25 protein-coding genes are annotated in these 26,816 nt (G+C 68.5%); 8 read left to right on the top strand and 17 right to left on the bottom strand.

The window, feature by feature from the left end:
- Nucleotides 1-32 precede the first annotated feature (32 nt).
- From ACFXIV_RS37335 to ACFXIV_RS37325, 3 genes are all read left to right on the top strand, one after another.
- Nucleotides 33-1,358: a purine-cytosine permease family protein gene (locus ACFXIV_RS37335; protein WP_379401240.1), complete on the top strand. Its 1,326-nt coding sequence runs from the start codon at nucleotides 33-35 to the stop codon at nucleotides 1,356-1,358.
- Complete coding sequence (locus ACFXIV_RS37330; protein ID WP_379401239.1) at nucleotides 1,355-2,467, top strand: phosphotransferase enzyme family protein; 1,113 nt, start codon at nucleotides 1,355-1,357, stop codon at nucleotides 2,465-2,467. The genes ACFXIV_RS37335 and ACFXIV_RS37330 overlap by 4 nt, the downstream gene beginning before the upstream one ends.
- A 170-nt stretch (nucleotides 2,468-2,637) precedes the next feature.
- Complete coding sequence (locus ACFXIV_RS37325) at nucleotides 2,638-2,805, top strand: hypothetical protein (protein WP_379401237.1); 168 nt, start codon at nucleotides 2,638-2,640, stop codon at nucleotides 2,803-2,805.
- A 127-nt stretch (nucleotides 2,806-2,932) separates the two neighbouring features.
- On the opposite strand, the gene ACFXIV_RS37320 is transcribed toward ACFXIV_RS37325, so the two are convergent.
- From ACFXIV_RS37320 to clpB, 7 genes are all read right to left on the bottom strand, one after another.
- Nucleotides 2,933-3,619 (bottom strand): lysoplasmalogenase, encoded by a 687-nt coding sequence (locus tag ACFXIV_RS37320; RefSeq protein ID WP_379401236.1) that lies wholly within the window; start codon nucleotides 3,617-3,619, stop codon nucleotides 2,933-2,935.
- A complete protein-coding gene (locus tag ACFXIV_RS37315; protein WP_379401235.1) occupies nucleotides 3,619-4,677 on the bottom strand; it encodes a beta-ketoacyl-ACP synthase 3 in 1,059 nt (352 codons plus the stop codon). The genes ACFXIV_RS37320 and ACFXIV_RS37315 overlap by 1 nt, the downstream gene beginning before the upstream one ends.
- A gap of 122 nt (nucleotides 4,678-4,799) precedes the next feature.
- Nucleotides 4,800-5,345: an orotate phosphoribosyltransferase gene (gene pyrE, locus ACFXIV_RS37310; RefSeq protein WP_354843337.1), complete on the bottom strand. Its 546-nt coding sequence runs from the start codon at nucleotides 5,343-5,345 to the stop codon at nucleotides 4,800-4,802.
- Nucleotides 5,346-5,353: 8 nt separating this feature from the next.
- A complete protein-coding gene (locus tag ACFXIV_RS37305) occupies nucleotides 5,354-6,181 on the bottom strand; it encodes an SDR family NAD(P)-dependent oxidoreductase (RefSeq protein ID WP_379388682.1) in 828 nt (275 codons plus the stop codon).
- A 148-nt stretch (nucleotides 6,182-6,329) separates the two neighbouring features.
- Nucleotides 6,330-7,457 carry a hypothetical protein gene (locus ACFXIV_RS37300; RefSeq protein WP_379401234.1) on the bottom strand — a complete coding sequence of 376 codons (1,128 nt, stop codon included), beginning with the start codon at nucleotides 7,455-7,457 and terminating at the stop codon, nucleotides 6,330-6,332.
- Nucleotides 7,458-7,637: 180 nt separating this feature from the next.
- Nucleotides 7,638-8,519 carry a DUF5666 domain-containing protein gene (locus ACFXIV_RS37295; RefSeq protein WP_379401233.1) on the bottom strand — a complete coding sequence of 294 codons (882 nt, stop codon included), beginning with the start codon at nucleotides 8,517-8,519 and terminating at the stop codon, nucleotides 7,638-7,640.
- 162 nt (nucleotides 8,520-8,681) lie between these two features.
- Nucleotides 8,682-11,237, bottom strand: coding sequence for an ATP-dependent chaperone ClpB (gene clpB, locus ACFXIV_RS37290; protein ID WP_379401232.1), 2,556 nt, complete (start codon nucleotides 11,235-11,237; stop codon nucleotides 8,682-8,684).
- Nucleotides 11,238-11,428: 191 nt separating this feature from the next.
- On the opposite strand from clpB, the gene ACFXIV_RS37285 reads away from it, so the two are divergent.
- From ACFXIV_RS37285 to ACFXIV_RS37275, 3 genes are all read left to right on the top strand, one after another.
- On the top strand, nucleotides 11,429-12,406 hold the full coding sequence (locus ACFXIV_RS37285; RefSeq protein ID WP_379401230.1) for an NADP-dependent oxidoreductase: 978 nt from the start codon (nucleotides 11,429-11,431) through the stop codon (nucleotides 12,404-12,406).
- Between the two features lie 134 nt (nucleotides 12,407-12,540).
- The gene (locus ACFXIV_RS37280) at nucleotides 12,541-13,701 is read left to right on the top strand and encodes an FAD-binding oxidoreductase (RefSeq protein ID WP_379401229.1); all 1,161 of its coding nucleotides are present in this window, start codon (nucleotides 12,541-12,543) and stop codon (nucleotides 13,699-13,701) included.
- 31 nt (nucleotides 13,702-13,732) lie between these two features.
- Nucleotides 13,733-14,518, top strand: a complete 786-nt coding sequence (locus ACFXIV_RS37275; protein ID WP_379401228.1) for an FAD-binding oxidoreductase — start codon at nucleotides 13,733-13,735, stop codon at nucleotides 14,516-14,518.
- Nucleotides 14,519-14,670: 152 nt separating this feature from the next.
- Here the strand turns inward: ACFXIV_RS37275 and ACFXIV_RS37270 are convergent, their stop codons facing one another.
- The 7 genes from ACFXIV_RS37270 to ACFXIV_RS37240 form a co-directional block, all read right to left on the bottom strand.
- Nucleotides 14,671-15,840 (bottom strand): globin domain-containing protein, encoded by a 1,170-nt coding sequence (locus ACFXIV_RS37270; protein ID WP_379401227.1) that lies wholly within the window; start codon nucleotides 15,838-15,840, stop codon nucleotides 14,671-14,673.
- A gap of 668 nt (nucleotides 15,841-16,508) precedes the next feature.
- Nucleotides 16,509-16,901 carry a heat shock protein transcriptional repressor HspR gene (locus ACFXIV_RS37265; RefSeq protein ID WP_357005070.1) on the bottom strand — a complete coding sequence of 131 codons (393 nt, stop codon included), beginning with the start codon at nucleotides 16,899-16,901 and terminating at the stop codon, nucleotides 16,509-16,511.
- Complete coding sequence (gene dnaJ / locus ACFXIV_RS37260) at nucleotides 16,901-18,079, bottom strand: molecular chaperone DnaJ (protein ID WP_379388689.1); 1,179 nt, start codon at nucleotides 18,077-18,079, stop codon at nucleotides 16,901-16,903. Before dnaJ ends, ACFXIV_RS37265 begins: the two co-directional genes overlap by 1 nt.
- Nucleotides 18,080-18,133: 54 nt before the next feature.
- The gene (gene grpE, locus ACFXIV_RS37255; protein WP_379401329.1) at nucleotides 18,134-18,718 is read right to left on the bottom strand and encodes a nucleotide exchange factor GrpE; all 585 of its coding nucleotides are present in this window, start codon (nucleotides 18,716-18,718) and stop codon (nucleotides 18,134-18,136) included.
- Between the two features lie 20 nt (nucleotides 18,719-18,738).
- Nucleotides 18,739-20,577 carry a molecular chaperone DnaK gene (gene dnaK, locus ACFXIV_RS37250; RefSeq protein WP_364619978.1) on the bottom strand — a complete coding sequence of 613 codons (1,839 nt, stop codon included), beginning with the start codon at nucleotides 20,575-20,577 and terminating at the stop codon, nucleotides 18,739-18,741.
- 224 nt (nucleotides 20,578-20,801) lie between these two features.
- Complete coding sequence (locus ACFXIV_RS37245) at nucleotides 20,802-21,572, bottom strand: DUF1707 domain-containing protein (protein ID WP_379401226.1); 771 nt, start codon at nucleotides 21,570-21,572, stop codon at nucleotides 20,802-20,804.
- A 9-nt stretch (nucleotides 21,573-21,581) separates the two neighbouring features.
- Nucleotides 21,582-22,652, bottom strand: coding sequence for a DUF1707 domain-containing protein (locus tag ACFXIV_RS37240; protein WP_379401225.1), 1,071 nt, complete (start codon nucleotides 22,650-22,652; stop codon nucleotides 21,582-21,584).
- 163 nt (nucleotides 22,653-22,815) lie between these two features.
- Here ACFXIV_RS37240 and ACFXIV_RS37235 point away from each other — a divergent pair, with 163 nt between their 5' ends.
- Nucleotides 22,816-23,709, top strand: coding sequence for an LLM class flavin-dependent oxidoreductase (locus ACFXIV_RS37235; RefSeq protein ID WP_379401224.1), 894 nt, complete (start codon nucleotides 22,816-22,818; stop codon nucleotides 23,707-23,709).
- Nucleotides 23,710-23,747: 38 nt separating this feature from the next.
- On the opposite strand, the gene ACFXIV_RS37230 is transcribed toward ACFXIV_RS37235, so the two are convergent.
- Entirely contained in the window at nucleotides 23,748-24,233 is a 486-nt protein-coding gene (locus ACFXIV_RS37230; protein WP_379401223.1) for an SRPBCC domain-containing protein, read from the bottom strand.
- 124 nt (nucleotides 24,234-24,357) lie between these two features.
- Here ACFXIV_RS37230 and ACFXIV_RS37225 point away from each other — a divergent pair, with 124 nt between their 5' ends.
- Nucleotides 24,358-24,840, top strand: coding sequence for a winged helix-turn-helix transcriptional regulator (locus ACFXIV_RS37225; RefSeq protein WP_379388694.1), 483 nt, complete (start codon nucleotides 24,358-24,360; stop codon nucleotides 24,838-24,840).
- Here ACFXIV_RS37225 and ACFXIV_RS37220 read toward each other — a convergent pair.
- Together ACFXIV_RS37220 and ACFXIV_RS37215 are read right to left on the bottom strand one after the other, a co-directional pair.
- Nucleotides 24,829-25,674 (bottom strand): RNA polymerase sigma factor, encoded by an 846-nt coding sequence (locus ACFXIV_RS37220; RefSeq protein ID WP_354843286.1) that lies wholly within the window; start codon nucleotides 25,672-25,674, stop codon nucleotides 24,829-24,831. The two genes, ACFXIV_RS37225 and ACFXIV_RS37220, sit on opposite strands and share 12 nt — an antisense overlap.
- A gap of 109 nt (nucleotides 25,675-25,783) precedes the next feature.
- Entirely contained in the window at nucleotides 25,784-26,656 is an 873-nt protein-coding gene (locus tag ACFXIV_RS37215; protein ID WP_379401222.1) for a haloalkane dehalogenase, read from the bottom strand.
- Nucleotides 26,657-26,816: the final 160 nt, after the last annotated feature.

Genomic DNA, 26,816 nt, shown 5'->3' with positions numbered 1-26,816 from the left:
ATTCGCACGATTCGGGCCGTAGGCTCCTGGGCATGACGATCGCCGAGAAACCCGACCGCAGGGAAGCGCCGCTGGTGCTCGACACCCAGCCGCCGCGCACGCTGGGGTTCACGGATCAGGCGGCGTTCTGGCTCAATCTCGGCGTCAGTCTCATCGGCTTCAGCGGCGCCGCGTACGTGCTCTTCCCGACCGGGAACCCGCCGCTCCCGCTGGCCGGGGCGCTGCTGGCGACCGTCCTGGGCACCGTGGTCGGCGCGGCCATGGTGGCCGGACCGGGCGCCATCGGGGCCCGCACCGGCGCACCGGCCATGGCGGTGCTGCGCGGCCTGTTCGGGACGCGGCTGTCGTATCTGCCGACGGTCGCCAATATCGTGCAGTGCATCGGCTGGGGTGTGTACGAGCTGACCGTGATCGCGCTCGGCGTCTCGGCGCTCACCCACGACCGGGTACCGCACTGGGTGGCGATCGTCGCGGCGGGCACGCTGTCCACCACCATGGCCATCTGGCCGCTGTCCGCGGTGCGGGCGCTCCGCAAATACGTCTCGGTGGCGGTGGCCGTCGCCATGCTCTACTTCACGATTCAGCTACTGCGGCAACCGATTCCGGTGCAGCACGACACCAGCTGGAGCGGGTTCTGGCCCGCCGTCGACACCACCCTGGCCGTATCCATCTCGTTCGTGCCGCTGGCCGCCGACTACACCCGGCACTCCCGCTCGGCGAAGACCGCCGCCGGGGCCACCGTGGCCGGCTACTCGATCGCCCAGGTGTGGTGCTACCTGCTGGGCATCATCGCCATCCTGCAGGCGGGCGGCAATGCCGACCACGTATTCGACTCCTTCCTGGGCGTCACCGCGGGCTGGGTCTTCTTCGCGGTACTGGTGCTGCGCGAGTCGGACCAGTCCTTCGCAAATGTGTATTCGACGGCCATGTCCATCCAGAACCTGCTGCCGCGGGTGGATCGGCGACTGCTGGCCGGACTGGTCGGTGTGGCGGTGACACTGCTGGCGCTACCGGTGCGCGACTTCAGCAGCTACGCGAATTTCCTCTATCTGATCGGCTCGGTCTTCGTGCCGCTGTGCGCGGTGCTCATCGTCGACTACTTCCTCGGTCAGGGCCGCCGCGACTGGAATCTGGCGCAGAACGCGCCCGCCCGGCCGCTCATGCTGCTGCCGTGGGCCATCGGCTTCGTGGTGTACCAGCTGTTCAATCCCGGCTCCATCAGCTGGTGGGCGACATTCTGGACCCGGGCGCAGGACGCGCTCGGCGTGCATCCGGGCTGGTGGTCCTCGGCCTCGCTCTATTCGTTCCTGGCGGCCGCGGCGGTGACCGCGCTCCTGGTGCGGGTCCGGCGGGGATGACCGACGGCCGCGTCTACGGCATGGGCTTCGACCCGCTGGTCGAACCCGATTGGCCCGCACTGACTTCCGCCGAGGTGGACGCGGTGCTGGGCACGGACACGGCGATCGTGTGGCGCAGCCCGAGACCACTGTCGGCGACCGCCCGGGTACGCCCCACGGACGGGCACGACCTCATCGTCAAACGCCTCCCCCGGGCGCTGCGCGACGCCGCCGCGCTCGGCGAGGAGCACCGCTTCATGGATCACCTGCGCTCGCAAGGAATTCCGGTGCCGCGCGTACGGCACACGGTCGACCTGGGCGATTTCGCCTACGAGGTCCAGGAATCGGGTGACGGGCGAGACGAGTACGAGGGCGTCTTCTCCTGGACGCCGTACCGCTCCCTCGCCGGGGCGGCCGCGGCCGGGCGCCTGCTGGCCCGCCTGCACCTGGCCGCCACGGGATACGAGGCGCCACGCCGCCCGCCCCGGCCGCTACTGGCAAGCTTCACCCTCTTCGCCTCCGCCGATCCCCTTGCGGCCGTGGCGAATCGGGTCGCAGAACGCCCGGCCCTCGGCGCATTCCTCGCCGAACGCGACTGGCGGGCGGACCTGGAACGCGTCCACCTCCCGGCCTACGAGCGGCTCCGGCCTCTGCTCGCGGACCTGGAACCGCTGTGGACACACAATGATTGGCACGGCACGAACCTGCTCTGGCGCGACCGCGACGTCACCTCCGTCATCGACTTCGGCCTCTGCGACCGCACCACCGCCGTCCACGATCTCGCCACCGCCATCGAACGCAGTGCCGTGGACTGGATTTCGATCCGCGACGGCGGACCGGCGAAGGTGCGATTCGACCAGGTACGCGTGCTGCTCCAGGGCTACGAATCGGTCCGGCCGCTGACCGCCGCCGAGCGGCGCGCCCTCCCGGCGCTGCTCCCCCTCGTGCATTGCGAGTACGAGCTGTCCGAGATCGACTACTTCCTCGGCGTCATCCCCGGCGGCAATGCGAAGAACGCCGAAATCGCCTACGACGAGTATTTTCTCGGCCATACCGCATGGTGGACGGAATCCGGCGCGGGCCGCGAACTGCTATCCGCAATCCCCGGAATGGCGCGCGTCACCGAATAGTGGTGGCGAGCACAATTTCACGGATCTCGAATGGCGGCAGCGGGACTTGATTCCGCGACCGCGATCGGATAAAACTTGTTCCGTTGCCATCGGCAACGCGAATCGTTCTGCACGCCATCTGAGTTCAGCGTGCTGCGGGGGTCGGGAGGACAGGAAAAAAATCATGCGTGGTGGGCGCGGGTGTCGGGGCCGTGGTCGGCGCCGTCATTTGCGCCGTCACCGTGGTCGGCATTCCGCTCATCCCGCTGTGCGCCCTCGGCCCGGCGCTCCAGGGCGCCCTGATCGGCCTGCTCGTCGGCGCGGTCGACCCGGATGCCATTCCGCAGGTCCTGCCCTGATCCCTCGGGGATAAAAACACCGGAACCCCATCCCGAAACTCGGGATGGGGTTCTTGTCCAATCGAATTCGATGACCGGCAGCGGTTACCGATGACAGATACGGTGACCTATTCGGTTACCGATATGGCTACCGATGCGCGCGGGGATCCGCGAGCAGGTATTGCGCGGCGGCATACGTACCGAGAATGACGCCCTCACTGATCCGGCGCGACTTCTCACCGCGCGCGAAAATACGCCGCAGCACGATCAATCCGTCGGACAGCGTGAACAACAGCGCACCCACGCCCAATCGGCTGCGCGGGTCTGCATTCGGAATATTCACGCCCGCGATATTCTTCGCGTCCCGGGCCAGTTCCGGATCGGACGCCAGCGTGGCCGCCGTGCCGAGGGTCGCGCCGTAGACGGTGAGCGGCACCGCGATCGCCGGGGCCTTGAACCGCATCAGCGTCGCCGCGCCCAGCCAGGCCGCCAGGCGCGGAGCCGCGATCTGCGCGCGCGGCCGGCCGCCGCGCCGGAACCACAACCACGAGTACCCGGTCTGCATGACCGCGAAAGACGAAGCGCCGGCTATCAATCGGCGATCGTCATCGGGGTCGATGAGCAACACGTCGCCGACCGTGGCCGCGGCCAGCGACCCGAGCAGCACCGTGCGATCGGTGCGATGCAGGGCCGCGCCGTTCGTCGCCACATCGGCCGCCAGCAGCGGCATCAGCAAAGGCTTTGCGGCCCACTGCAATTTCTCGCGGCCGGTGACGGCGCCGAACACCGTCACCACCGCCGCGCCGACGAACGCGGCGCGGAACGGGCGGGCCATCAGAAGCTGGGTTCGGCCGGTGCGGGCGGCAGCACCGCGACCTGACCGGCGTAGGACAGACCCGCACCGAAGCCGAGCAGCAGCGCCAGCTGACCGCCCTTGGCCTTGCCGGTCACCAGCATCTCCTCCATGGCCAGCGGAATCGAGGCCGCGGAGGTGTTGCCGGTGTTCTCGATGTCATTGGCCATCGGGATGTCGTCGGCGAGCCCGAGGTTCTTCTTCATGAGCTCGTTGATGCGGGCATTGGCCTGGTGCGGGATGAACACCTCGATGTCCTCCTTGTGCACGCCGGACTGCTCGATGGCACTCGACAGCGCGCGCGGCAGGGTGACCGCGGCCCAGCGGAAGACCTTGGGGCCCTCCATGTGCAGCGACATGCGGCCCACCGGCTCGACGGCCGGGTCGGTGCCCTGCAGGCGCTGCGCCTTGTTCATGAACTCCAGGAAGTCGACGTCCTGCGCGATGGCCTCGGCGTTCTCGCCGTCGGAGCCCCACACGGTCGGCGAGATGCCGTTCTCCTCGCTGGGCCCGACCACGACCGCGCCCGCGCCGTCGCCGAAGATCATGGCGGTGCCGCGATCCTTCGGGTCCAGGCCCACGGTCATGGTTTCCGCGCCGATCACCAGGATGTATTCGGCCGAGCCGGAGCGGATCATGTCGGTGGCGACACCCAGGCCGTAACCGAACCCGCCGCAGCCGGAGGTCAGGTCGAAGGCCGGGATGCCGTTCATGCCGAGGTCGGCGGCGACGCTCGGCGCACCGTGCGGGGTCAGCTTGAGCCAGCTGGAGGTGCAGAAGAGCAGCGCGCCGATCTTGGACCGGTCGATGCCGGTGTTGTTCAGCGCCCGGTTGCCCGCCGCCACCGCCATGGTGCGCAGTGTCTCGTCACCGGAGATCCAGCGCCGGTTGTGGATGCCGGTGCGCTCGAAGATCCACTCCGGGGTGGAGTCCAGGACCTCGCACACTTCGGCGTTGCTGACCAGGCGCTGGGGCCGGTAGGCGCCGATGCCGAGCATCGCAACATTTTGATGACCCTTGTTGATTGCAATGCTCACCACTGGTGACTCACACGACCCTTCACAACACCTTTGTCGGACGTAAGACCAGCACCAGGCTAACCCAGAGCAAGGGTTCAGCCCAGAGCAAAGTCTTGTTAACCCTTCGGTAAGGACCTAAGTCCTCACCCCAGCGCGAGGTCCTTCAGACCCAGGATCGACCGGTACTCCAGACCCTCGGCCGCGATGATGTCGTCGGCGCCGGTCTCACGGTCCACCACGGTGGCCACACCGACCACGATGGCGCCCGCCTCACGCAGCGCGCGCACCGCGGTGAGCGGGGAGTTTCCGGTCGTGGTGGTGTCCTCGACCACCAGCACCCGCTTGCCCACGATGTCCGGGCCCTCGATCTGACGCTGCATGCCGTGCGTCTTGGCGGCCTTGCGGACCACGAAGGCATCGATGGCCCGGCCGGGCGCGTGCATGACCGCGGCCGCCACCGGGTCCGCGCCCATGGTGAGCCCGCCCACCGCGTCGAAGTCCCAGTCCGCCACGAGTTCGCGCAGTAGCTTGCCGATGAGCGGGGCCGCCTCGTGGTGCAGGGTGGCGCGGCGCAGGTCCACGTAGTAGTCGGCTTCCTTGCCCGAGGACAGGGTCACCCGGCCGTGCACCACGGCGAGGTCGCGCACCAGAGCCGCGAGTCTGTCCCGGTCGGTGGTCGTTACCTGCATTGCTTTCTCTATGTCCTTCCGCGTGCGTTGAACAGGCCCCGGTTCAGGCGGGTCACCAGGGATCGTGGGATGAACCCGGCGATCGCGACGATCGCTTTGTACTGCATTCCGGGCACGCTGATCACCCGGTCTCTCTCCAGATCATGCAGCGAACCCGCCACCACCTCGTCCACGCTCAACCACAACGGTCGCGGTAGCGAGGCCATGTCGATTCCGGCCCGCTCATGGAATTCGGTGCGGACGAATCCCGGGCACAAGGCCTGCACCCGGACTCCGGTTCCGGCCAGCCCGCCGGCCAGCCCCTGTGAAAAGGATACGACGTACGCCTTGGAGGCCGAATAGGTCGAACCCCGTCCGGGTATCAGGCCCGCGGTGCTGGCCACATTGACCACGGTGCCCTTGGCCGCGTGCAGCATGGGCGGCAGGGCCGCCCGGGTCAGCTGTACGACGGCGGTGACGTTCACATCCAGTTGCTGCTGCAGGGCGTCCGGCTCCAGCGTCCAGAACTCGCCCGACATGCCGAATCCCGCATTGTTGACCAGGAATTCGACGCCCTGTGCCAGGCGTTCGGCCACCCGGCCGAGGTCGGCGGAGCGGCCCAGGTCCGCGGGCAGCGTCTCGGCTCGCGCACCGAAACGCACCCGCACATCGTGTGCCAGCGCGGCCAGCCGATCCTCATCCCGCGCCACCAGCACCAGGTCGTAGCCGAGCGCGGCGAGCCGGGTGGCGTACGCCTTGCCGATGCCGGAGGTCGGTCCCGTGATCAGGGCCACCGGGCGGTGGGCACCCGGCAGGCGCGGGGCGCCCGCCGGACGATCAGGGGAACTCTCGGTCATCGGCGGCCCATAACTCGCACGACTGGGGAGCGGTCGGCAATGACCGGAACTGCGCCCCCATTCTGATCCCTGACCGACCCACCCGCGGCGAATTCGCGCAGACACCACGTGGCTGCGGCGTGCCGCGCGCGGACACGGCCGGGGTGGGTCACCTCGGCGCGGGTCCCTGGTAGGGGCGGAACCCCGGATGGAACGGGCCGCCGGGCGGGGCGCTGCGGCCCTGGTCCTTGCGCCAGCCCTCCTCGGGCTCGCGGTCGGACTCGGATTCGTCGTGCCAATCCTCGGATTCCGGTTCCGCCCAACGGTCTTCGTCCCCGGGGCGGCGCCGATCGTCCTCGTCGTACCGGTCCGGCTCCTCCCCCTCGGGGGCGGGCGGCCAGTTGCGGCGCGGGCGGTTGCGCGGGTCCGGCACGACTTTCAGTGCGGGACGCCAGTTTTCGGGCTCGTCGTCCGGCTCGCTCGCGCCGGCGATATCGCTGACCAGCGGGGACTCGTAGTCGTCGGCTTCCTCGGCGCGCGGGCGGGCCGGGCGGTCCTGGCCGCGCGGGCGATCGCGGTCGTCGTCGCCGAAGTCGCCGAATTCGTCGTGGCCGTCGTAGTCGTCGTCCTCGGGAACCGGGCGCGAGCGACCGGGTTCGGGGAGTTCGTCGCGGCCGCGCTCGGCATTGATGACCGGCGGCAGCACGTGCAGCAGGCCCGACAGCCGCAGCACCGCGTCGATGGCCATTTCCCAGTCCTTGGCCACGGCCCCGACCGGCAGCATGCCCAGGGTCCAGTTGCCCTCGGACCACAGCTGCTGCACGGTGTCGGGCAGCGACTCGATGAACGCCACCATGCGCTGATCCACCGCGTGCCGGGCCACGTCCGGGTTGGTGGCGAAGACCACCCGGTCGCCGATGGCGCCGAGCAGCTCCAGATCGTGATCCTTCGGCGGCGCCGCGGTTTTCAGCCGCAGGTCGATGTCGATGTCCGAGCCGATCTGCCGGCGCACCGCGACCAGGGTGGCGGCGTCCTCCAGATCGAAGAGCACGAACTTCTCACCCTTGCGGTTGCCCGACACCACGTCCACCGCGGACAGGTAGCCGAGCTTGGCCAGGGCGCCGCGCCGCCAGGTGGAGGCGAGCGCGGGCTCCACCGAAACATAGGTGTAGCCCTGGGATTTCGCCCAGACCTGTCGCACGTGCCCGGTACGCTGCCGCTGCAGCCGATCGAAATAGAGCAGCACGATCGCACCCACGAGCGCGATCGCCGCCAGCCCGAACCATATCGCCGTCATCGCCGCCTACCCTACTGTGTTTAATTGCCCCTCCGCTTCGCTCCGGGGCGGGTTCGCGGCGCTGGAGGTCTCGATTCTTCCCTCCTCCGCTCCTCCGCTTCGCTCCCCCGCTCCGTCAGTCCAGAATCGAGACGCGCCGCGAACCTTTGGGTTGGTCAGTTTTTCCGCTTGCACCATGTGTCATCGGGTAGCACTCGGCATCGAGGTGCTGATGATCAGCTTCGCCTGGATGGATCCGTCGGCGTTCTTGTCGCCCTGGACCATGATCACCTCGCCGACCGGTAAGTCCGAAACCTTGGTGCTGCCCAGGGAAATCACCTGTGTCTTGTTGTCGGTCTTCACGGTCGCCGTGCCACCGGACAGGGTGGTGATGGTGAGGGTGGAACCGTCGTTGTTCGAGATGGTGCCCATGTTCGCACCCAGCTCGTCCAGATCGCCCAGACCCGGGATGGTGGGAATGCCGCTGGGCAGGGGCAGGGCCGAGGAGTTGCCGGGCAGGCTCGGCGCGGGGTACCCGGAGGTCCTGACGCTGCCGGGTGCGGCACTGTTCGACGAATCGTTGTTCGACAGCAGGGTTCCCGCCACGACGCCGACAATGGCGACCACGATGACCGCGGCGATGGTCAGCGCGATCCACATGGTGGTCCGGCGGGGCGGCGGGGGCGGGACCGGATGCTGCGGGAAGCCCGCGGGCTGATATCCACCGGTCGGCATTCCCGGACCACCCGGGTAACCGGGCCCGCCCGCGGCGGGCGGATAGCCGGGCGCGCCATAACTACTCGTGGGGGCATACCCCGGCTGACCCGGGTAGACGGCGGTCGGCTCGTAGCCGCCACCGGTCTCGTATCCACCCCACTGCGCGTCCGCCGGCGGCAGCACGCGGGTGGCGTCGAGCCCGGGCGACTGCCCGAAATAGTCGACCCGATCGGCGGGGATGGCCTCGGTGGGCCCATAGCCCGCGGCGCTATCCGAGGGGTAGCCGCCAGGTGCGGCCTGCTCGGCGGGCCCCTCCCCCGGGCCCGGTTCCGGCCGCCGCGACCACGGATCGCTCGGATTGGTCATGGCCTCCAGGGTAGGCGGCCGACCCGTCCCGAGCCGCGAACTCGACCGGACGGTTCCCAATCCGCGGGCCGTTCACCCCTCGAAACCGGCAAGGCTCGGTCGCCCGGGACGAGCAAGGCCCCCGCCGAGCCGAAGCTCGCACGGGGGCCCGGGTCCGCCGGATCAGCGGCCGACGATGAGGGTGTCGCCGTCGGGGGTGACGTTGACCTTCACCGTGTCACCGTCCTGCACCTCGCCGGCCAGCAGTTCCTTGGCGAGCGAGTCGCCGATGGCCTGCTGGATCAGGCGGCGCAGCGGGCGCGCGCCGTAGGCCGGGTCGTAGCCGCGCACGGCCAGCCAGAAGCGGGCCGAGTCGGACACGTCCAGCTTCAGGCGGCGCTGGGACAGGCGCTTCTGCAGCTGGTTCAGCTGGATGTCGACGATCCGTTCCAGCTGTTCCTCGTCGAGCGCGTGGAACATGACCACGTCGTCGAGCCGGTTCAGGAACTCCGGCTTGAAGGCGCGGCGCACTGCGTTCATGACCGCATCCTTGTCACCGCCCGCACCCAGATTGGAGGTCAGGATGAGGATGGTGTTGCGGAAGTCGACCGTGCGGCCCTGACTGTCGGTCAGCCGGCCCTCGTCGAGCACCTGCAGCAGGATGTCGAAGACGTCCGGGTGGGCCTTCTCGATCTCGTCGAAGAGCACCACCGTGTACGGGCGTCGCCGCACCGCCTCGGTGAGCTGGCCGCCCTGGTCGTAGCCGACGTAGCCGGGGGGCGCACCGACCAGGCGGGCCACCGAGTGCTTCTCGCTGTACTCGCTCATGTCGATGCGGACCATGGCGCGCTCGTCGTCGAACAGGAAGTCCGCCAACGCCTTCGCGAGTTCGGTCTTACCGACACCGGTCGGGCCGATGAACATGAACGAGCCGGTGGGCCGGTTGGGGTCGGCGACCCCGGCCCGGGCGCGGCGCACGGCATCCGAAACCGCTTGCACGGCTTCCGGTTGCCCGACGACCCGGTTGCCCAGTTCGTCCTCCATGCGCAGCAGCTTCTGGGTCTCGCCCTCCAGCATCTTGCCCACGGGGACACCGGTCCACGACGACACCACCTCGGCGATATCGTCCGGCCCGACCTCCTCCTTGAGCATGACGTCGCCGTCGGCGGCGGTCTTCGCCTTGGACTCGGCCTCGGCGAGTTCCTTCTCCAGCTTGGGGATTCGCCCGTACCGGAGTTCGGCGGCCTTGTTGTAGTCGCCGTCGCGCTCGGCCCGCTCGGATTCGCCCTTGAGCGACTCCAACTCCTCCTTGAGCACGCTCACCGCGTCGATGGCCTGCTTCTCGTTCTGCCAGCGGGTCATCAGCTGGTTGAGCTTCTCGCGGTCGTCGGCGAGCTCCTGGCGCAGCTTCTCCAGTCGCTGCTTGGACGCCTCGTCGGTCTCCTTGGCCAGCGCCACCTCTTCGATCTCGAGCCGCCGCACGACGCGCTCGATCTCGTCGATTTCCACTGGGCGGGAATCGATTTCCATGCGCAGCCGCGAGGCCGACTCGTCGACCAGGTCGATGGCCTTGTCCGGCAGGAACCGTGAGGTGATGTAGCGGTCGGACAGGGTCGCCGCGGCCACCAGCGCGGAGTCGGTGATCCGCACGTGGTGGTGGTTCTCGTAGCGCTCCTTGAGCCCGCGCAGGATGCCGACGGTGTCCTCCACCGACGGCTCGCCCACCAGCACCTGCTGGAACCGGCGTTCCAGGGCCGCGTCCTTCTCGATGTGCTGCCGGTATTCGTCGAGGGTGGTGGCGCCGACCAGCCGCAGCTCGCCGCGGGCCAGCATGGGCTTGATCATGTTGCCCGCGTCCATGGCGGATTCGCCGGTGGCGCCGGCCCCCACGATGGTGTGCAGCTCGTCGATGAACGTGATGATCTGTCCGGCAGAGGATTTGATCTCCTCCAGCACGGCCTTCAGCCGCTCCTCGAACTCACCGCGGTACTTGGCGCCGGCCACCATCGCGCCCAGGTCGAGCGAGACGAGCTTCTTGCCGCGCAACGATTCCGGGACGTCACCCGCCACGATGCGCTGGGCCAGGCCCTCCACGATGGCGGTCTTGCCGACGCCGGGCTCGCCGATCAGCACCGGGTTGTTCTTGGTGCGACGGCTCAAAACCTGTACGACACGGCGGATTTCGGTGTCGCGGCCGATGACCGGGTCCAGCTTGCCCTCGCGGGCGGCGGCGGTCAGGTCGGTGGAGTACTTCTCCAGCGCCTGGTACGAGCCCTCCGGATCCGGCGAGGTGACACGGGCGTTGCCGCGCACGGCGGTGAAGGCCTCGCGCAGGGCGTCGGCGGTCGCGCCGTACTTCAGCAGCAGTTGCTGAACGTCGGAGTCACCGGCGGCCAGGCCGTAGACCAGGTGCTCGGTGGAGACGTATTCGTCGCCCAGCTCGGTGGCCAGCCGTTGCGCGGAGCTGAGCGCCGCGATGGCTTCGCGCCCGAGGTTGGGGGTGGTGGTGGCGCCGGTGGCCCGGGGCAGCCGGTCCACGATCTCCTGGGCCTCGCGCCGCACCGTCGCCGGGTCGACTGCGACGGCCTTGAGCAGCGGTGCGGCGATGCCGTCGATCTGATCCAGCAACGCCACCAGCAAGTGCGCCGGACGGATTTCCGGGTTTCCGGCGACGGCGGCAGCCTGTTGCGCGGCGGTCAGGGCCGCCTGGGTCTTGGTGGTGGGATTGAACGAGTCCACTGTCACCTTCCTACTTGTCGTTGCTCTCTACAACGCGGTAGAAGTTGAGTCTGTTCCGCTCAAGTCTGACCAGTTTTCGACGCCAGGTCCAGAGTCAGAGGCCGGTTCCTACGCTACGCGTACGATGACTCCATTCGTTGACGCATCACACCAGCTCATCCATCCCGGTTTCCGAATGAATGGAGCAGCAAATGCGCGCGATCGTCGTCCGTGAATTCGGTGGCCGCCCCGAGCCCGCCGACATGCCCACCCCCGAGGCCGGACCGGGCCAGGTCCAGATCCAGCTCGAGGCCGCCGGGGTCAACCCGCTCGACCAGCGGATCATCGACGGCTTCCTGGACGGCCAACTGCCGCACGACTTTCCGATGATCCCCGGCACCGACGGCGCGGGCACGATCAGCGCGGTGGGCGCGGGGGTGAACGACTTCGAGGTCGGGGAGCGGGTGGTCGGGAAGTTCCTGACCCCGCCGGTCGGGCACGGCACCTTCGCCGAGTACATCGTGGTGCCGCACGACGGCGCCCTCGCCAAGCTGCCGGACGAGGTCTCCGCCATTCGCGGCGCCGCCCTGCCGACCGCGGGCATCACGGCCCTGGACCTCATGCACGCCGCCGGGGTCACCCGCAACCAGAAGGTGCTGGTCGTGGGCGCCTCGGGTGGCGTCGGCTCCTATCTGGTGCAGCTCGCGGCGCTCGCCGGCGCGCACGTCATCGCCACCGCCCGCCCCGACGACACCGATCGGATGATCCGGCTGGGCGCGACCGAGGTGGTGAACTACGGCCGGATCACCGTCACCGACTCCCCCACCCACGCCGAGGGCTCGGAGTTGTCGGTCGCGGATTCGGTGCGGATCACCGATCCCGGCGGCATCGACGTGCTGTTCGATCTGGTCAGCCCGCCGCCGGCTTTCGCCGACAACGCGAGCCTGGTCAAGTCCGGCGGTTCGGCCTATTCGACCATCTGGTCCGCCGACGAGGCGGATCTGCAGGCCCGTGGCGTGCGCGGCGGCAACCTCCAATCCCACGGCGGCGCAGCCGAATTGCGCGAGCTGCTGCGGATGGTCGGCGACGGCGACCTGATGGTCCCGATCAGCGCCATGCCGCCGCTGGCCGAGGCCCCCGGCGTGATCGGCGCATCCGGCGCACGCGGCAAGATCGTCCTGGTGATCTGAACTCCGGGTTACGCAAATCGATCGGCCTCCGGCTATATCCGTGCGACCACCGCGTTTTAAGGGATACTTGACGCGGAGGGCCGCCTGGCAGCAGGCGTTCCGGGGTAGCAGCACAGGAAGGAAAGCTCGACGTCGTGGATGCGCGTTCGGCAGCGCTGGTCCGCGCAAACTTTCGGACAGTCGTCGAGGCCCCCAACGGGCCGGAACGGCTGATCAGCGCGTTCTACGGTCATCTTTTCGCAGAGATTCCCGCCCTGCGGGAATTGTTCCCCTCCGCCATGGACATGCAGCCGAAACGGCTGGTCACGGCCATCTCGTTCGTGCTCGACAACCTGGAGGACTGGGATCGCGCGCAACGCTTCCTGGAGCAACTCGCGCGCGACCATCGCAAGTACGGGGTGGAGGCGGCGCACTACGACATCGCCGGGCGCGCCCTGCTCCACGCCTTCCGCAGCTACAACGGCACCGCGAACTGGAGCCGGCAGCTGGAGGCGGGCTGGCGCGACATCACCATCCTGATCTCGGCGTCCATGGCCATCGGCGCCAATTCGGATAAGTCGCAACCGTATTGGGAGGCGACGGTGGTCGGGCACCGGCGGGTGGTGGACGATCTGGCCATCGTCCGTCTGCAGACCGACACCCCGATCCCCTATCAGGCCGGGCAGTACGTGCCGGTGGCCATTCCGCAGCGGCCCAAGATGTGGCGCTACCTGTCGCCGGCCATCCCCACCAATCCGTACGGCGAGATCGAGTTCCATGTGCGGAAGGTGCGCACCGGCTGGGTGAGCCCGGGCATCGTGAACGAGACCCAGGTCGGCGACCGGTGGATGATCGCCGCTCCGCTGGGTGGTCTGCACGTGGATCTGAGCCGCCGCAAGGACGTGCTCATGATCGGGTCCGGTACCGGCATCGCCCCGCTGCGGGCACAGCTCATCGAGATGGGCCGGCGCGGCATCAATCCGCGTGTGCACCTGTTCATGGGCGGGCGCTACCCGTGTGATCTCTACGACGTGGAGAACATGTGGCAGCTCTCACAATCCAATCCGTGGCTCACGGTGGTCCCGGTCTGCGAGAACGAGACCAACCCGTGGTGGCACCCCTATCCGCCGGCCGAGACGCCGTTCGGCATGCATCGGCGGCTGATCGGCAACCTTGGCGCGGTGGTGGCCAGCTTCGGCGCCTGGGCCGATCGTCAGATCCAGATCGCCGGCTCGGCCCGGATGATCGCCGACACCAGGCGCGCCCTGCTCGCGGTGGGCACGCCGACGTCGGCGATAAGCTCGGATCCGGTGTAGTGCACGGCCTTTCGACAATCAGGAGTTATCGGTGACGCTCGGCCCGGACGAGACCGGAGAGCTCGCGCTCGGCGCGCAGACGGAATGGAACGCCACGGTGGTGGGTGCGCACCGGCTGCGCGAGGACACCACGGTGGTGCGGTTGATCGGCGAGTTCGTGCCGTTCGCGGCAGGCCAGTCGGTGGAGGTGCGCACGCCGCAGCATCCGAACATGGTGCGCCGCCTGTATCCCGCGCTGCCGCCCTCGCTGGACGGCAAGCTGGAATTCCACGTGCGCACGGTGCCGGGCGGCTGGTGCAGCGGTTCCATCGTCGCCGACTCGCATCCGGGCGACGAATGGCGGATCAGCGCGCCCGCGGGCTGGCTGGCCGTGGAACCGGGGGCCACCGAGGTGGTCATGATCGCCGACGGGGTCGGGCTCGCGCCGATGCGCGCGCTGCTGCTGGATCTGTCGCGCCGGGAGCAGCCGCCGCGCACCCACCTGTTCGTGGGCGGGCGCTACCCGCGCGACCTCTACGCCTCCGACATGCTCTACCTGCTGACCGGCGAATTGCCTTGGCTCACGGTCGTTCCCGTGGTGCAGAACGAGTACGACCCGGATCTCGTCGACACCTGGTACGAGCAGTGCCGGGTGGACATCGGCTTCCGCCCGGAGGAGATGATGCCGGGCACCATCGCCGACATCCCGGAACGCTTCGGCCCGCTGGACCACCACCAGATCCTGGTCTGCGGCGGCGCGGCCATGGTCCGCAACACCATCGATCAGCTGGTCGCCATCGGCGCGCCCGCAGAAGCCATTCGCTACGAGGGTTTTTGATAATCGCCAACGCGACAACTGATTTCGCAAGGATCCGAGTAACTCTGCGGGTACCCCCGAGAGTGTTTTGGTTCCCAACCGCCGGCACGGGTGCCCAAGTCCGACGGCTCTCAGCCGTCCGCTGAATATCCGGGGAGGCGGGACAGCCGCGCTCAGAACAAGGGGTCGTGGCGGATGTTCTCGGTGGGGGTGCCCGCGGCCATGAGGCGGAACTTGGTGGTCTGCACCATGGACGGCGCACCGACGATCTGCACGTCCCGGTCGTCCCAGGAGCCGTGGCTCGCCACGATCTTGCCGATCTGACCGACCACCCGCGGCTGCAGGCCCGGATACTCGCGGATCCCGTCGGAGTCGTCGAAGTGCCACCACGGGTTCACGGTGGACTCGGTGACCGGGTGCACGCTGAGCCACTTGTTGGCGCAGGCCAATTGGCTCAGCACCTCGAGATCGTAGAGATCGCACGGGTAGTGGCCGCCGACGAACAGATCCACCTTGGGGTTGGAGCGCCGGGCGGTCATGGCCATGAGCTGGGCGCGCAGCGGGGCGATGCCGGTGCCGCAGCCGATCATGAGCAGCTTGCGGCGGGTGTTGCGGGGCACGCCGAGCCCGCCCAGTGGCGAGCCGATCAGCCACTGCTCGCCGACCCGGCTGTGGCCGACCATGGCCGGGCTGACCCAGCCGCCGGTGACGCCACGGATGTGGAATTCCAGTTCGCCGCCGGCGTTGGCGGGGATGGCCGGGGACAGGTAGCGCCACATGCGCGGGCGGGACGGGATCTGCACGCTCATGTACTGACCGGCCGCGTACTGCATGGGCTGGTCCAGCCGCAGGCGCACGATGGCCAGGTTGCGCAGTACTTCCCGGTGCTCGATGACGGTGCCGGTCCATACCGGCGGGGTGGTCTCCCGCTCGGCCGCGTTGATCATGGTGTCGGCGATGACGCCGATGCCCTCGTCCCAGGCGCGCCCGATCTCGTCGGTCCAGATCTCGGTGCCGGCGTACGCCTCCAGCGCGCTCTTGAGCGAGTTCCCCACGGCCTCATAGTGTTCGGCCACCACCCCGTACTTGCGGTGATCGCGGCCGAGCTGGGCCAGGAAGGGCAGCAACCGGTCCGGCTCCTCCAGCCGGTCCACCACGTAGGCGATGGCCTTGACCAGCCGGTCGCGCTGGGCGTCCAGGGCGGCGGGGAAGTGGTCGCGAACGTGGGGGTACTCCGTGAAGAGGATGGCGTAGAACGATCGCGCGAGTTTCTCGGGGCCACCTTCTTCCGCAGCAACCGCCTTGAACGTTGTTCTTATCAATGCGACGGTGCGCGAATCCATGTGTGTCACAACCCCATTTCGCAATCGAACGCAGGCGTGACCGGCGAGTGAAGTGCTGCGGGACACTCGACAGCAGCCGTTGCCAAGCAAGTGTAGGCGAGGTTAGCCAGCAACGGAACGGGACGTTTCAATAACACGGCCTTTATTCCTCGAAAACGTGAATGTTGCGGGGTATCCGAGCCGAAAACAGACTGTTCAACCGGAACACGCCGTGAGACACAGGCTTTCAGCCAACGAACCTGCCTGATCCGTTTTGCAAGACTCAGGAAAACAGCGATCCTGCCGCAACTGCGCCGGTCCTTGAATTCCCTTGCAGCATACGGACAAAACTCACGATCGGCGTCAATTTATAACGTACCGGTCTGTTTGCAATTCATCGGCGCCAAGAACTTCGCCAATCCCACAGTCCCCATTGGGAACTCAGCACATTGTCCGCAACAATCACAACCGGGCGAACACCCGTCCTCACCCGCAAAGCCTGATACAGCAAGGGAGGGGTCGGGAGCAACGCTCCCGACCCCTACCCGTTCCCCAAACGGGACAACTGATTTCGCGAGATGCGAGTAACTCCCCGGGTACGCCCGAAATCGGTTCGGCTCCCGACCGCCGGCACGCGTGCGAAACCGACGACGGCTCCCGAGCCGGGCGCTGAAGTCCCGGGGAGGCGGCTACTGCTTTCGCCGGTTTCGGGGCTGCCACACCACGAGAGCGGTGCTGCGCTGCGGCGGGGTCAGGTCGGGGCGGTACCCCGACCGCAGCCTTTCCACCTCGGCGGTCAACTCGCTCACCCGCTGCTGCAGCTCCTCCACCTGGTTGGTGAGTTCGATGATCCGTTTGATGCCGGCCAGATTCACGCCCTCGTCCTGGGACAGGCGCTGCACCTCGCGGAGCAGCTCCACATCCCGGTCCGAGTAGCGCCGCCCGCCGCCCGAGGTGCGTTGCGGCGAAACCAGACCCAGCCGGTCATAGGTGCGCAGCGTCTGGGCGTGCATGCCCGCCAGCTGCGCGGCCACCGAGATCAGGAAGTACTGGGCCTCGGTCTTCTTCGGATCGGAACTCATTACGCACCTGCCCATCCCGCACGTGGATCGAACCCGCTGGTCTTCTCCGCCTCCGCGTAGCGCCGCAGCGCCTCGGCGGCATTGTCGTCCAGCTTCTGCGGTACCGCGACCTTCACCGTGACCAGCAGGTCACCGGCGCCGCCGTCGCGCTTGGGCACACCGCGCCCGCGCACCCGCAGGGTCCGGCCGTCGGCGGTGCCCGGCGGCACCTTGACGCCGACACGGCCGTCCAGGGTGGGCACGGAAACCGTGGTACCCAGCACCAGTTCGGCGTACGAGACCGGCAGCACCAGGGTCAGGTCGTCGCCATTGCGGCCGAAGACCTTGTCCTGGCTGACGTGCACGGTGACGTACAGGTCACCCGGAGGCGCGCCGCGCAGGCCCGCCTCGCCCTGACCGGCCAGCCGGATCCGCTGCCCGTCGCGCACACCCGGGGGAATGCGCACGGTGATGGTGCGGGTCCGGTTCTGGATGCCGCTACCACGGCAGTCGACACACGGGTCGTCGATGATCGACCCGGTGCCCCGGCAGTCCTCGCACGGCTCGCTGAAGCCGAACGCGCCCTGGTTCCGGCTGACCACACCGGTGCCATTGCAGTGTGGGCAGACTCGCGGGCTGGTGCCCGGCTTGGCACCACTGCCGTGGCAGGTGGTGCAGGCGGCCGGGCTGGTCATGCGCAGCGGGACGGTCACGCCCTGGGCGGCCTCGCGGAAGCCGAGGGTGGTCTCGGTCTCCACATCCGAACCGCGCCGCGGACGCGACGAGGTCCGGGTGCCACCGCGATTGAACAGTCCGCCCAGCAGATCGCCCAGGCCGCCGTCGGCGCCACCGGCCCCGGCGCCCGCGCCGAAGATGTCGCCGAGGTTGAACTCGCCGGAGAACCCGCCGCCGGGCTGGCCGTAGCCACCCCCGGGCGAGAACCCGCCGCGGCCGAAACCGCCGCCGGCGAACAGCTTCCGGGCCTCGTCGTACTCCTTGCGCTTCTCCGGATCCGACAGCACGGCGTTCGCCTCGCTGACGGCCTTGAACCGCTCCTCGGCCGTGCTGTCCCCGGGGTTCTTGTCCGGGTGCAGGTCACGGGCCAGTTTGCGGTAGGCCTTCTTGATCTCGTCCTGGGTGGCGCCGGAGGAAACACCCAGATCCTTGTAGAAGTCCTTCTCGAGCCACTCTCGATTCACCGGGCATCTCCTCCTTTCTGTGTTGTCGGTGACGCCGGGGGCGTCTGTGCGTTGTTAATCAGTGCCAGCGGCATCGGTGCCAGCGTTCGTCGTATCCGGCTGCGCCGCAGCCAGATCCGCCACACCGTCGGTGACGCCGACCAGCGCGTGCCGCAGCACGCGATCGCCGAAGCGGTAGCCCTTGCGCATCACCATGCCGAGGATCGGGTCCGCACCACTGCCCTCGTGCTGCACGGCCTCGTGCAGGGTCGGGTCGAAAGGCTCACCCTCCGAACCGAATTCCTCGAGGCCCTGCTTCTGCAGGGCGGTGACCAGCTTGTCCGCGACCGACTTGAGCGGCCCGTTGTCGAGGTCACCGTGCGCGCGGGCACGATCCAGATCGTCGAGCACCGGGAGCAGTTCGCCCACGACCGCGGCCTTGGCGGTGTCGATGGCGGCCTTGCGGTCGCGCTCGACGCGGCGGCGGTAGTTGGCGTACTCCGCGGTCAGACGCTGCAGATCGGCGGTGCGCTCGGCCAATTCGGCCGTGATCGCGTCGGCGAGGGCGTCCTCACTGACCTCGGGAGTTCCCTCGGCCCCGAGGGCCGCGGCGGTGTCCGCCGCGGCCTCGAAGACCTCACCCGTGGCCGAGTCGACCATGTTTTCCGGGTTCTGGTTCGTCACTTCTTCTCAGGCTCCTCGACGACCTCGGCATCCACGACGGTGTCATCGGACTGCGGCGCGCCCGCGCCGTTGCCCTGGGCGGCCTGGTCCGCGGCCGAGGCCTCGTAGATGGCCTGGCCCAGCGCCTGCGACTCGGTGGCGAGCTTCTCCACCGCGGTCTTGATGACCGAGATGTCGGTGCCCTTGAGCGCCTCGTTCGCCTCCGCGATGGCCGCCTCGACCTTGGTCTTGACGTCCGCCGGGACCTTGTCCTCGTTGTCCTTGATGAACTTCTCGGTCTGGTGCACCAGCGACTCGGCCTGGTTGCGGGTCTCCGCCTCCTCGCGACGCGCCTTGTCCTCGGCCGCGTGCGCCTCGGCGTCCTTCACCATGCGGTCGATCTCCTCCTTGGACAGGCCGGAGCCGTCCTGGATCTTGATCGTGTTCTCCTTGCCGGTGCCCTTGTCCTTGGCGGTGACGTGGACGATGCCGTTGGCGTCGATGTCGAAGGTGACCTCGATCTGCGGCACGCCGCGCGGGGCCGGCGGGATGCCGGTCAGCTCGAACGATCCGAGCAGCTTGTTGTGCGAAGCGATCTCGCGCTCACCCTGGAAGACCTGGATCTGCACGGACGGCTGGTTGTCGTCGGCCGTGGTGAAGGTCTCCGACCGCTTGGTCGGAATGGTGGTGTTGCGCTCGATCAGCTTGGTCATCACGCCGCCCTTGGTCTCGATGCCCAGCGACAGCGGGGTGACATCGAGCAGCAGGACGTCCTTGACCTCGCCCTTGAGCACACCGGCCTGCAGGGCGGCGCCGACGGCGACGACCTCGTCCGGGTTCACGCCCTTGTTGGGCTCCTTGCCGCCGGTCAGTTCCTTGACCAGGTCGGACACGGCGGGCATACGGGTCGAACCACCAACGAGCACAACGTGATCGATGTCGCCGACCGAGATGCCGGCGTCCTTGATGACCGACTGGAACGGCTTGCGGGTGCGGTCCAGCAGATCCGAGGTGATCTTCTGGAACTCGGCGCGGGTCAGCTGCTCGTCGAGGAACAGCGGGTTCTTGTCCGCGTCGACCGTGATGTAGGGCAGGTTGATCGAGGTCGACTGCGAGGACGACAGCTCGATCTTGGCCTTCTCGGCAGCCTCGCGCAGACGCTGCATGGCCATCTTGTCCTTGGTCAGGTCGATGCCCGAGGTGCCCTTGAACTTGTCGACCAGCCAGCCGACGATGCGCTCGTCCCAGTCGTCGCCACCGAGGTGGTTGTCACCGGAGGTGGCGCGGACCTCGACGACGCCCTCGCCGATCTCCAGCAGCGAGACGTCGAAGGTGCCGCCACCGAGGTCGAAGACCAGGATGGTCTGTTCCTTGTCGCCCTTGTCGAGGCCGTAGGCCAGCGCGGCCGCGGTGGGCTCGTTGACGATGCGGAGCACGTTCATGCCCGCGATCTGGCCGGCCTCCTTGGTGGCCTGGCGCTGCGCGTCCTCGAAGTAGGCGGGGACGGTGATCACGGCGTCGGTGATCTCTTCACCCAGGTAGGCCTCGGCGTCGCGCTTCAGCTTCATCAGCACGCGCGCGGAGATCTCCTGCGGGGTGTACTTCTTGCCGTCGATGTCGACAGACCAGTCCTCGCCCATGTGGCGCTTGACGGACCGGATGGTGCGGTCGACGTTGGTGACGGCCTGGTTCTTGGCGGGCTGACCGACGAGCACCTCACCGTTCTTGGCGAAAGCGACGATCGACGGCGTGGTGCGCGATCCTTCCGAGTTGGCCACGACGACCGGTTCGCCGCCTTCGAGAACGGCGATGACAGAGTTCGTGGTCCCGAGGTCGATACCGACCGCACGAGCCATGGTGGTTCCTCCTAGTTGACGTACCTGAGCGCCCCGGAATCCCTTCCGAGCGACTCCGGCGCACTGCAATCCCAGTAACACTGAGCGTGGTCGGCTCAATCCTGCACCCGCCGGCGGCGGCGCGCAACTTGAACTTGAGTCCGACTCGCTCAACCTTGCTGACCTGTCCCAACGGGGACCGCACGTCATCTATTCCACGCAGCACAAAAAAATTCTTCGACCGATCAGCTGGGCGGGTAGATCGCCATCGGCTCGCCGGCGGCGGTGACCTTGAAGTAGCCGTGCTGGGAACCGTCGTCGACGTAGACGGTCACCACCGGACTGCCATCGGCGCCCCGGGCGATCTCGACGTGGCCGATCCGGCCGTTGGGCACGCCCGCCGACTGCGGAGCCCCGGCGAGCAGGCCCGCGATCTTCTTCAGATCCAGGACCGACATGTCGAAGATGTCCACGCCCGGAGACCGGGCGACGTCGTCATAGGAGTGGAAGCTGCCGTCGTAACGGATGTGCGCGTCACGTGGCGCCGACGGATCCTGGCGGCGCTCGATGATCACGTAGGTGGGATAGAGGAGAACCTGATCGGCCTTGGTGTCGCCGAAGTGGTGCTGGTAGGCCGCGACGAAACTGGCCAGGCCCGGGCCCGTGGTCGGGTCCGGCAGAGCGGGTTTCGGTGCGGCCGTGCGCGAGACGCACCCCGCGAACGCGCCGAGCAGGGCCGCGGCCACCAGTATCGCGGCGGCGACCCGCATGCGAGTGGACGGACCACGCCGATTCGCCCGCACCACAGGCGAATTCACCAGATTGGCGGGAATCTGCAGATCCTCCAGCACCGCGTCCAGTTCGCCGAAGGTCTTGGCCGCCATGGCCTTCGCGGTTCGTGCGGTGTGCTCGGTTGCGGTGAGCTCGCCGGCGTCCCGGGCGGTGTCGAGCAGGGTGCAGGCATCCACGCGATCGGTGTCGCGGGCCCGCAATCCCTGGGAGCGTGCATCAGCCATGATCTCGACCTATCCCCCGAACGCCAGGGTCCGCACGATCCGGCCGTCGAGGGTCGCCTCGACGTGGCCGCTCTCATTGGCCGTGTTGCCCACATAGATTCGGACGATCGGCCCGCTGCCCGAACCCTCGATATCGAGGTAGTTGACCTTGCCCTGATCCACCTTGGTGAGCGCGGGAGCCTGGGCTACCACGGCCATGACAGCCGGCACGTTCACGGCGGCCAGGTCCACGGTCGGGGTCTGTGGCGACCGGGTCCGGGGCTGGTCGCCCAGGTCGAAGCCGCCGCGGTAGTCGTAGCGAACCTGACGGTTCGGCTGGATACCGCGGGTCGCCACCGCATAGTCGGGGTACAGCAGCAGTTCGTCGACGATGGTGTCGCCGAACTTGGCGCGGTAGGCGGCCCGGAAGTAGTCGATGCCCTCGGCCGCCGTGAGTTTCGGCCGGGGCAGCACCATGGGCTTGATCATGCCGAGATCCACCGCGGGCGGCCCCGCGGGCGGGGAGGCCGGGCGGTCCACCGCCACGAAGGTCCCCACCGCCACCGCGATGCTGAGCGCGGCGACACCGGCCGCGAACCAGTTCTCGCGCCGCGACTTCGGCGGGGCGGGATCCGGCGGGGCGTCGGCGGGCCGCTGCAGCTCATCGGTGAGCTGGGCCAGTTCGCCCAATGTCCGCGCCTCGCCGGCGAGTTCGGTGAGGGTGCGATGATCGGCGGCGCTCAGCTGCCCGTCCGCGCGGGCGGCGTCGAGCAGGGTGCAGGTGGCCTGGCGGTCGCTGTCGCGGGCCCGGGTGCGCGGCGGATAGCCGCCCGCGGACGGCCGACGCGCCCGCCGGCCGGCGGGCGTGAGGTCGGCGGTCTTGGTGCTCGGCTGCAGGTCGCCGATGAGTCGTTGCAGTTCGCCGAGGGTCTGTGCGGTCTGCGCCTGCCCGGACCGCTGGTGGTACTCCTCGACCGCGAGCTCGCCCTCCTCGAAGGCGGCGTCGAGCAGCGCCCGTGCATTGACGCGGTCGATGTCCCGCGCCCGCATCCGCCCGGCCCCGGGCGAATCCCCGGGCGATCCGGACGATTTCGAGCTCACGCGGGGATCGTAAACGGAACCCGGCCGTACCGCGCGGTTTCCGGCAGGGCGGTGAGCGGGGGCGGGACACGCCCGGGATGCGCGCCGACGTCCGAAATGCCGGTGTTGCACGCAACCGCCCACGAAGATCGTGAGCGTCGATTTCCGCTGGTGAGGAGGCGCGATGCAGGCAAGGTTCGGTATTTCGATCCCGCCCGTCGCGGCCGCGCTGCCGGACGTCATCGATATGGCCGTGGCCGCCGACGCCGAGGGGCTGGATCTGGTGGCCATCCAGGACCATCCCTACAACGCGCAGTTCGGCGACACCTTCGCGGTGATCGGGGCCTGCCTGGCGGCCACCGGCCGGGTCAGCCTGTATCCGGGCGTGGCGAATCTGCCGCTGCGCACGCCCGCCATGATCGCCAAGCAGGCCGCCACCTTCGACCTGCTCAGCGGCGGGCGCTTCGAATTGGGTTTGGGGGCGGGCGCTTTCGAGAGCGGCGTGGTGGCCATGGGCGGGCCCGCCCGCAAGGGCCGGTCGGCGCTCATGGCCCTGGCCGAGAGCATTGCCATCATCCGGGCGGAATGGCGGCCCGGGCAGCTGGTGTCCGTGGTGGGCACCGAATACACGGTGCAGGGCATCGAGGGTGGGCCCGCGCCCGCGCACAATATCGGGATCTGGCTGGGCGCCATGGGCCCGCACGCGCTGGACCTGATCGGCTCGGCGGCCGACGGATGGGTTGCGCCGCTGCCGAATTGGATGCCCTGGGAGCAGTGGGCCGGAGCCAATGCCCGCATCGACGCGGTGGCGCGCTCGCTCGGGCGGGATCCGCGCACCATCACCCGGCTGGCGGCGCTGCCCGGCGTGGTGAGCGACCGGTCGCTACACCCGGATCCCCATGGCTCCGACCCGATTCACGGCTCCCCGGAGGAGTGGGCGGACATCATCGTCCGCCTGGCCCGCGACGCCGGGTTCGACACCTTCATCTACTGGCCGCCGGGTTTCGACGTCGACCAGGTGCAGCGTTTCGCGCGACAGGTGGTGCCCATCGCGCGAAAGCTCCTGGGCGACGGCTGAACCCGCGATCGGAGCGCCGTTCGCGGACCTCCTCGAGGTTACGGCGCCGCCTTCGCGGCCTCGACCGCCTCGATCTCGGCGGGAAGTTCACTGGGCTGGCCGACGCCGGTGGTGACCAGGTCGCGCAGGCTCTCGGTGATGTAGAACGTCCACGCCGGGGAGCAGGAGTCGTAGCACTCGTAGTCGGGAACGAGCCCGACGTGGGTGAAGCGGAGTTCGGTGCCGCCGTCGGTTTCGGTGATGTCGAAATGGATTTCGGTATTCACCCATTCGGTCTTGTCCTGGACGAAGGACATCCAGTTGTCCTTGACCAGCCAGACCACGCGGCGGTTCGGCACCACCTCGGTCATCTCGATAGCACTGCGGTGGACGCCGGGGACCTCGAAGACGAAAGTGTCGCCCTGGCGCTCGGTGCCGCCCGTAATGCCCTTCCCCCACCACCCGCGGGCGTTCAGGACGGCGGCGAAGACCTCGGCGGGGGTGCGGTCGACGGTGACGCTGGTGGTGAAGTTCTGATCAGTCATGGCAGGTCCCATTTCTTTCCTGAACACACAGGACGGGTCGGAGTGGACTGTCTCGCGAGAACTTACTTGCATAACGATAGTGTGGTTACTTGCATCACACAAGCGGATGAGTCAATCTGGATACATGTTGGGACGCATGTACGACGGGGAGGTGTGCTCGGCCGCGCGCACGCTGGAGATCGTGGGCGAGCGCTGGAGCCTGCTCATCGTGCGCAATGCCATGTTCGCCGGGATGACCCGGTTCACCGAGTTCCAGCGCTCGCTCGGCATCGCGCCGAACATCCTCACCAAGCGGCTCGCCGAATTCGTCGAGGCCGGAATCTTCGAGCAGCGCAGCGGCACCGGCAGCGGCCACCCCGAATATCTGCTCACCGCCAAGGGACTCGACCTGAAACCGGTCATCCTCGCGCTCACCGACTGGGGCGACCGCTGGGCGGCGCCGGACGGACCGCCGGTCACCTACCGGCACACCGGGTGCGGCGGGAAAGTCGATGTGCGCCTGGAGTGTTCGGACTGCGACGCCAGCCCCGACCTGGCAGCGGTGACGGCCGAGCTCGCGCCGTGGGCGTACGAGATGAAGTACGGGACGCCCGCGTCACTCCAGTAGCGGGAACCGCCCCGAACGCAGCAGCCCGGCGATGGCCTCCAGCTTCGCCTGCGGCGCGGCGTAATCCGGATGCGCGCCGAGCACGGCGGCGGCATCGTGCAGGCGCACCATCTGCCGCTCCGCCTCCTCCACACTGCGCCCGCCCGGCGTGATCGGGTGCGCGGCGAAGGCGGGGCGGCGCGGATCCACCCGGCCCAGCTCGACGGCCTTCTCCACCCGCCGCGAGCACCGGCAGAACGCCTGGGGATTCGCCAGCCCGCAGGTGGATTGCAGGAAGTTCCCGAGCCGTTTCTTGGCCCGCTCCACCCGTTTCCGATACGCGGCGGGTGTCGCGCCGACGATCCAGGCGGCCTCCTCCGAACTCACCTCGAAGACGTCGGAGAGCACGTACGCCACGCGTTCGTCGCGGCCCAGGCACTGCAGCATGGCCTGGCTGCAGTTGAGCCGCACCTCGTGGGTGAGCAGCGTGGACTCCGGGCCGCGGTAATCCTCCTCGGCAAGGCCGTCTTTCAGTCCCTCGCCGAACTGATCGAGGCTGAGCTGCTGCGCTTCCTGCGGCGTCTGCCGCTTCAGATTCAGCAGGTAGTTGACGCCGATGCGGTAGGCCCAGGTGGTGAGCCGGGCCTCGCCGCGCCAGGTCGCGAGATTGCCGACCACCCGCAGCAGGATCTCCTGGGTGGCGTCCTCGGCGTCGGCGGGCCGCCACACCATGCGCAACGCCAGCCGGTAGATCGGATCCTGCAGCAGCCGAACGACATCCGAGACGGCGGCGCGATCGCCCTCGACGGCCCGTGCGACGAGCGCGCGCTCGTCGATGTCCGATCCGGTGTCCATATCGCCAGCATAGGGATCGCGGGGCACACCATGGTGCGCCCCGCGATCAGCCCTGCCACGGCGAAACCAGGCTAACCGGTCGAACCGCCCGGCCGTGCGACCCGGCGGATCAGGCCACGGCCGCAGTGGCGGTGAGGGCGTGGCGGTGTATCCACTGCGCGACCGCCTGCCCGATGGCATCGGGCTGGTCCTCGGGGCAGTGATGTCCCGCCGGTCCGATATTCGCGAGCTCGGCGGCGGCGAAGGTCCGCCGCGCCCACTCCATCACCTCCGGCGAGCCGAGACCGACACCGTCCTCGACATGCATGACCAGCTTCGGCACCTCGGGGCTCGCGGCCATCCACCGGTCGTAGTTCTCGATGATGGCGACCACGTCGGCCGGCTCACCCTCCAGCGGGAATTCGCGCGGCCACGCCAGCATCGGCCGGCGGGACTCCGGGGTCGGGTAGGGCGCGCGGTAGGCGTCCAGGGCCTCGGGGCTCAGATTCCGGGTGGCGGCAGGCAGGTTGAATTCGATGAACATATTGCGTTCCAGCACCATCTCCTCGCCTTCGGGAGAACGGAAGCGGCGGAACAGTTCCGCGCCCTGCGGCGGCATCTCCGACCAGCGCATCGGCCGCAGGAAGGTCTCCACCACGGCGATACCGCGCACCCGCTCGGGATGCCGTGCGGCCCAGTCCATTCCGAGTGCGCCGCCCCAGTCGTGGCCCACGATCACGACCTGGTCCAGGCCCAGGGCGTCGAACCAGGCATCCAGGTAGCGGGCGTGATCGACGAAGCGGTAGTCGCTCTCCGGCTTGCCGGAGGCGCCCATGCCGATGAGATCGGGTGCCAGGGCGCGGGTCTCGCCGCTCACGTGCGGGATCACATTGCGCCAGAGGTAGGACGAGGTGGGGTTGCCGTGCAGGAACACGACGGGCACCGCACCGCTGCCGGTGTCGGTGTAGTTGATGAACGAGTCCAGAACGTCGATGGTGGCCATCGTCGGTGTCCTTCCGAGTGAGTTGCCTACACCTGGTTGGACACGCGCCGGCCCGGCCTGTGACAGCACCTAGGTGGCTGGTGTCGAATGGGGTCTGTTGGGCGGTGATGCCGCCGTGCCGGCGGGTCGGCTGATGACAACTGTGGGGCATGATTGCCGT

Origin of the sequence: Nocardia sp. NPDC059236 (assembly GCF_042754085.1) — a bacterium.
Classification (GTDB): Bacteria; Actinomycetota; Actinomycetes; order Mycobacteriales; family Mycobacteriaceae; genus Nocardia.
Note: the sequence above shows the minus strand (reverse complement) of the source record. Positions and strands in the feature narration are given on the sequence as shown.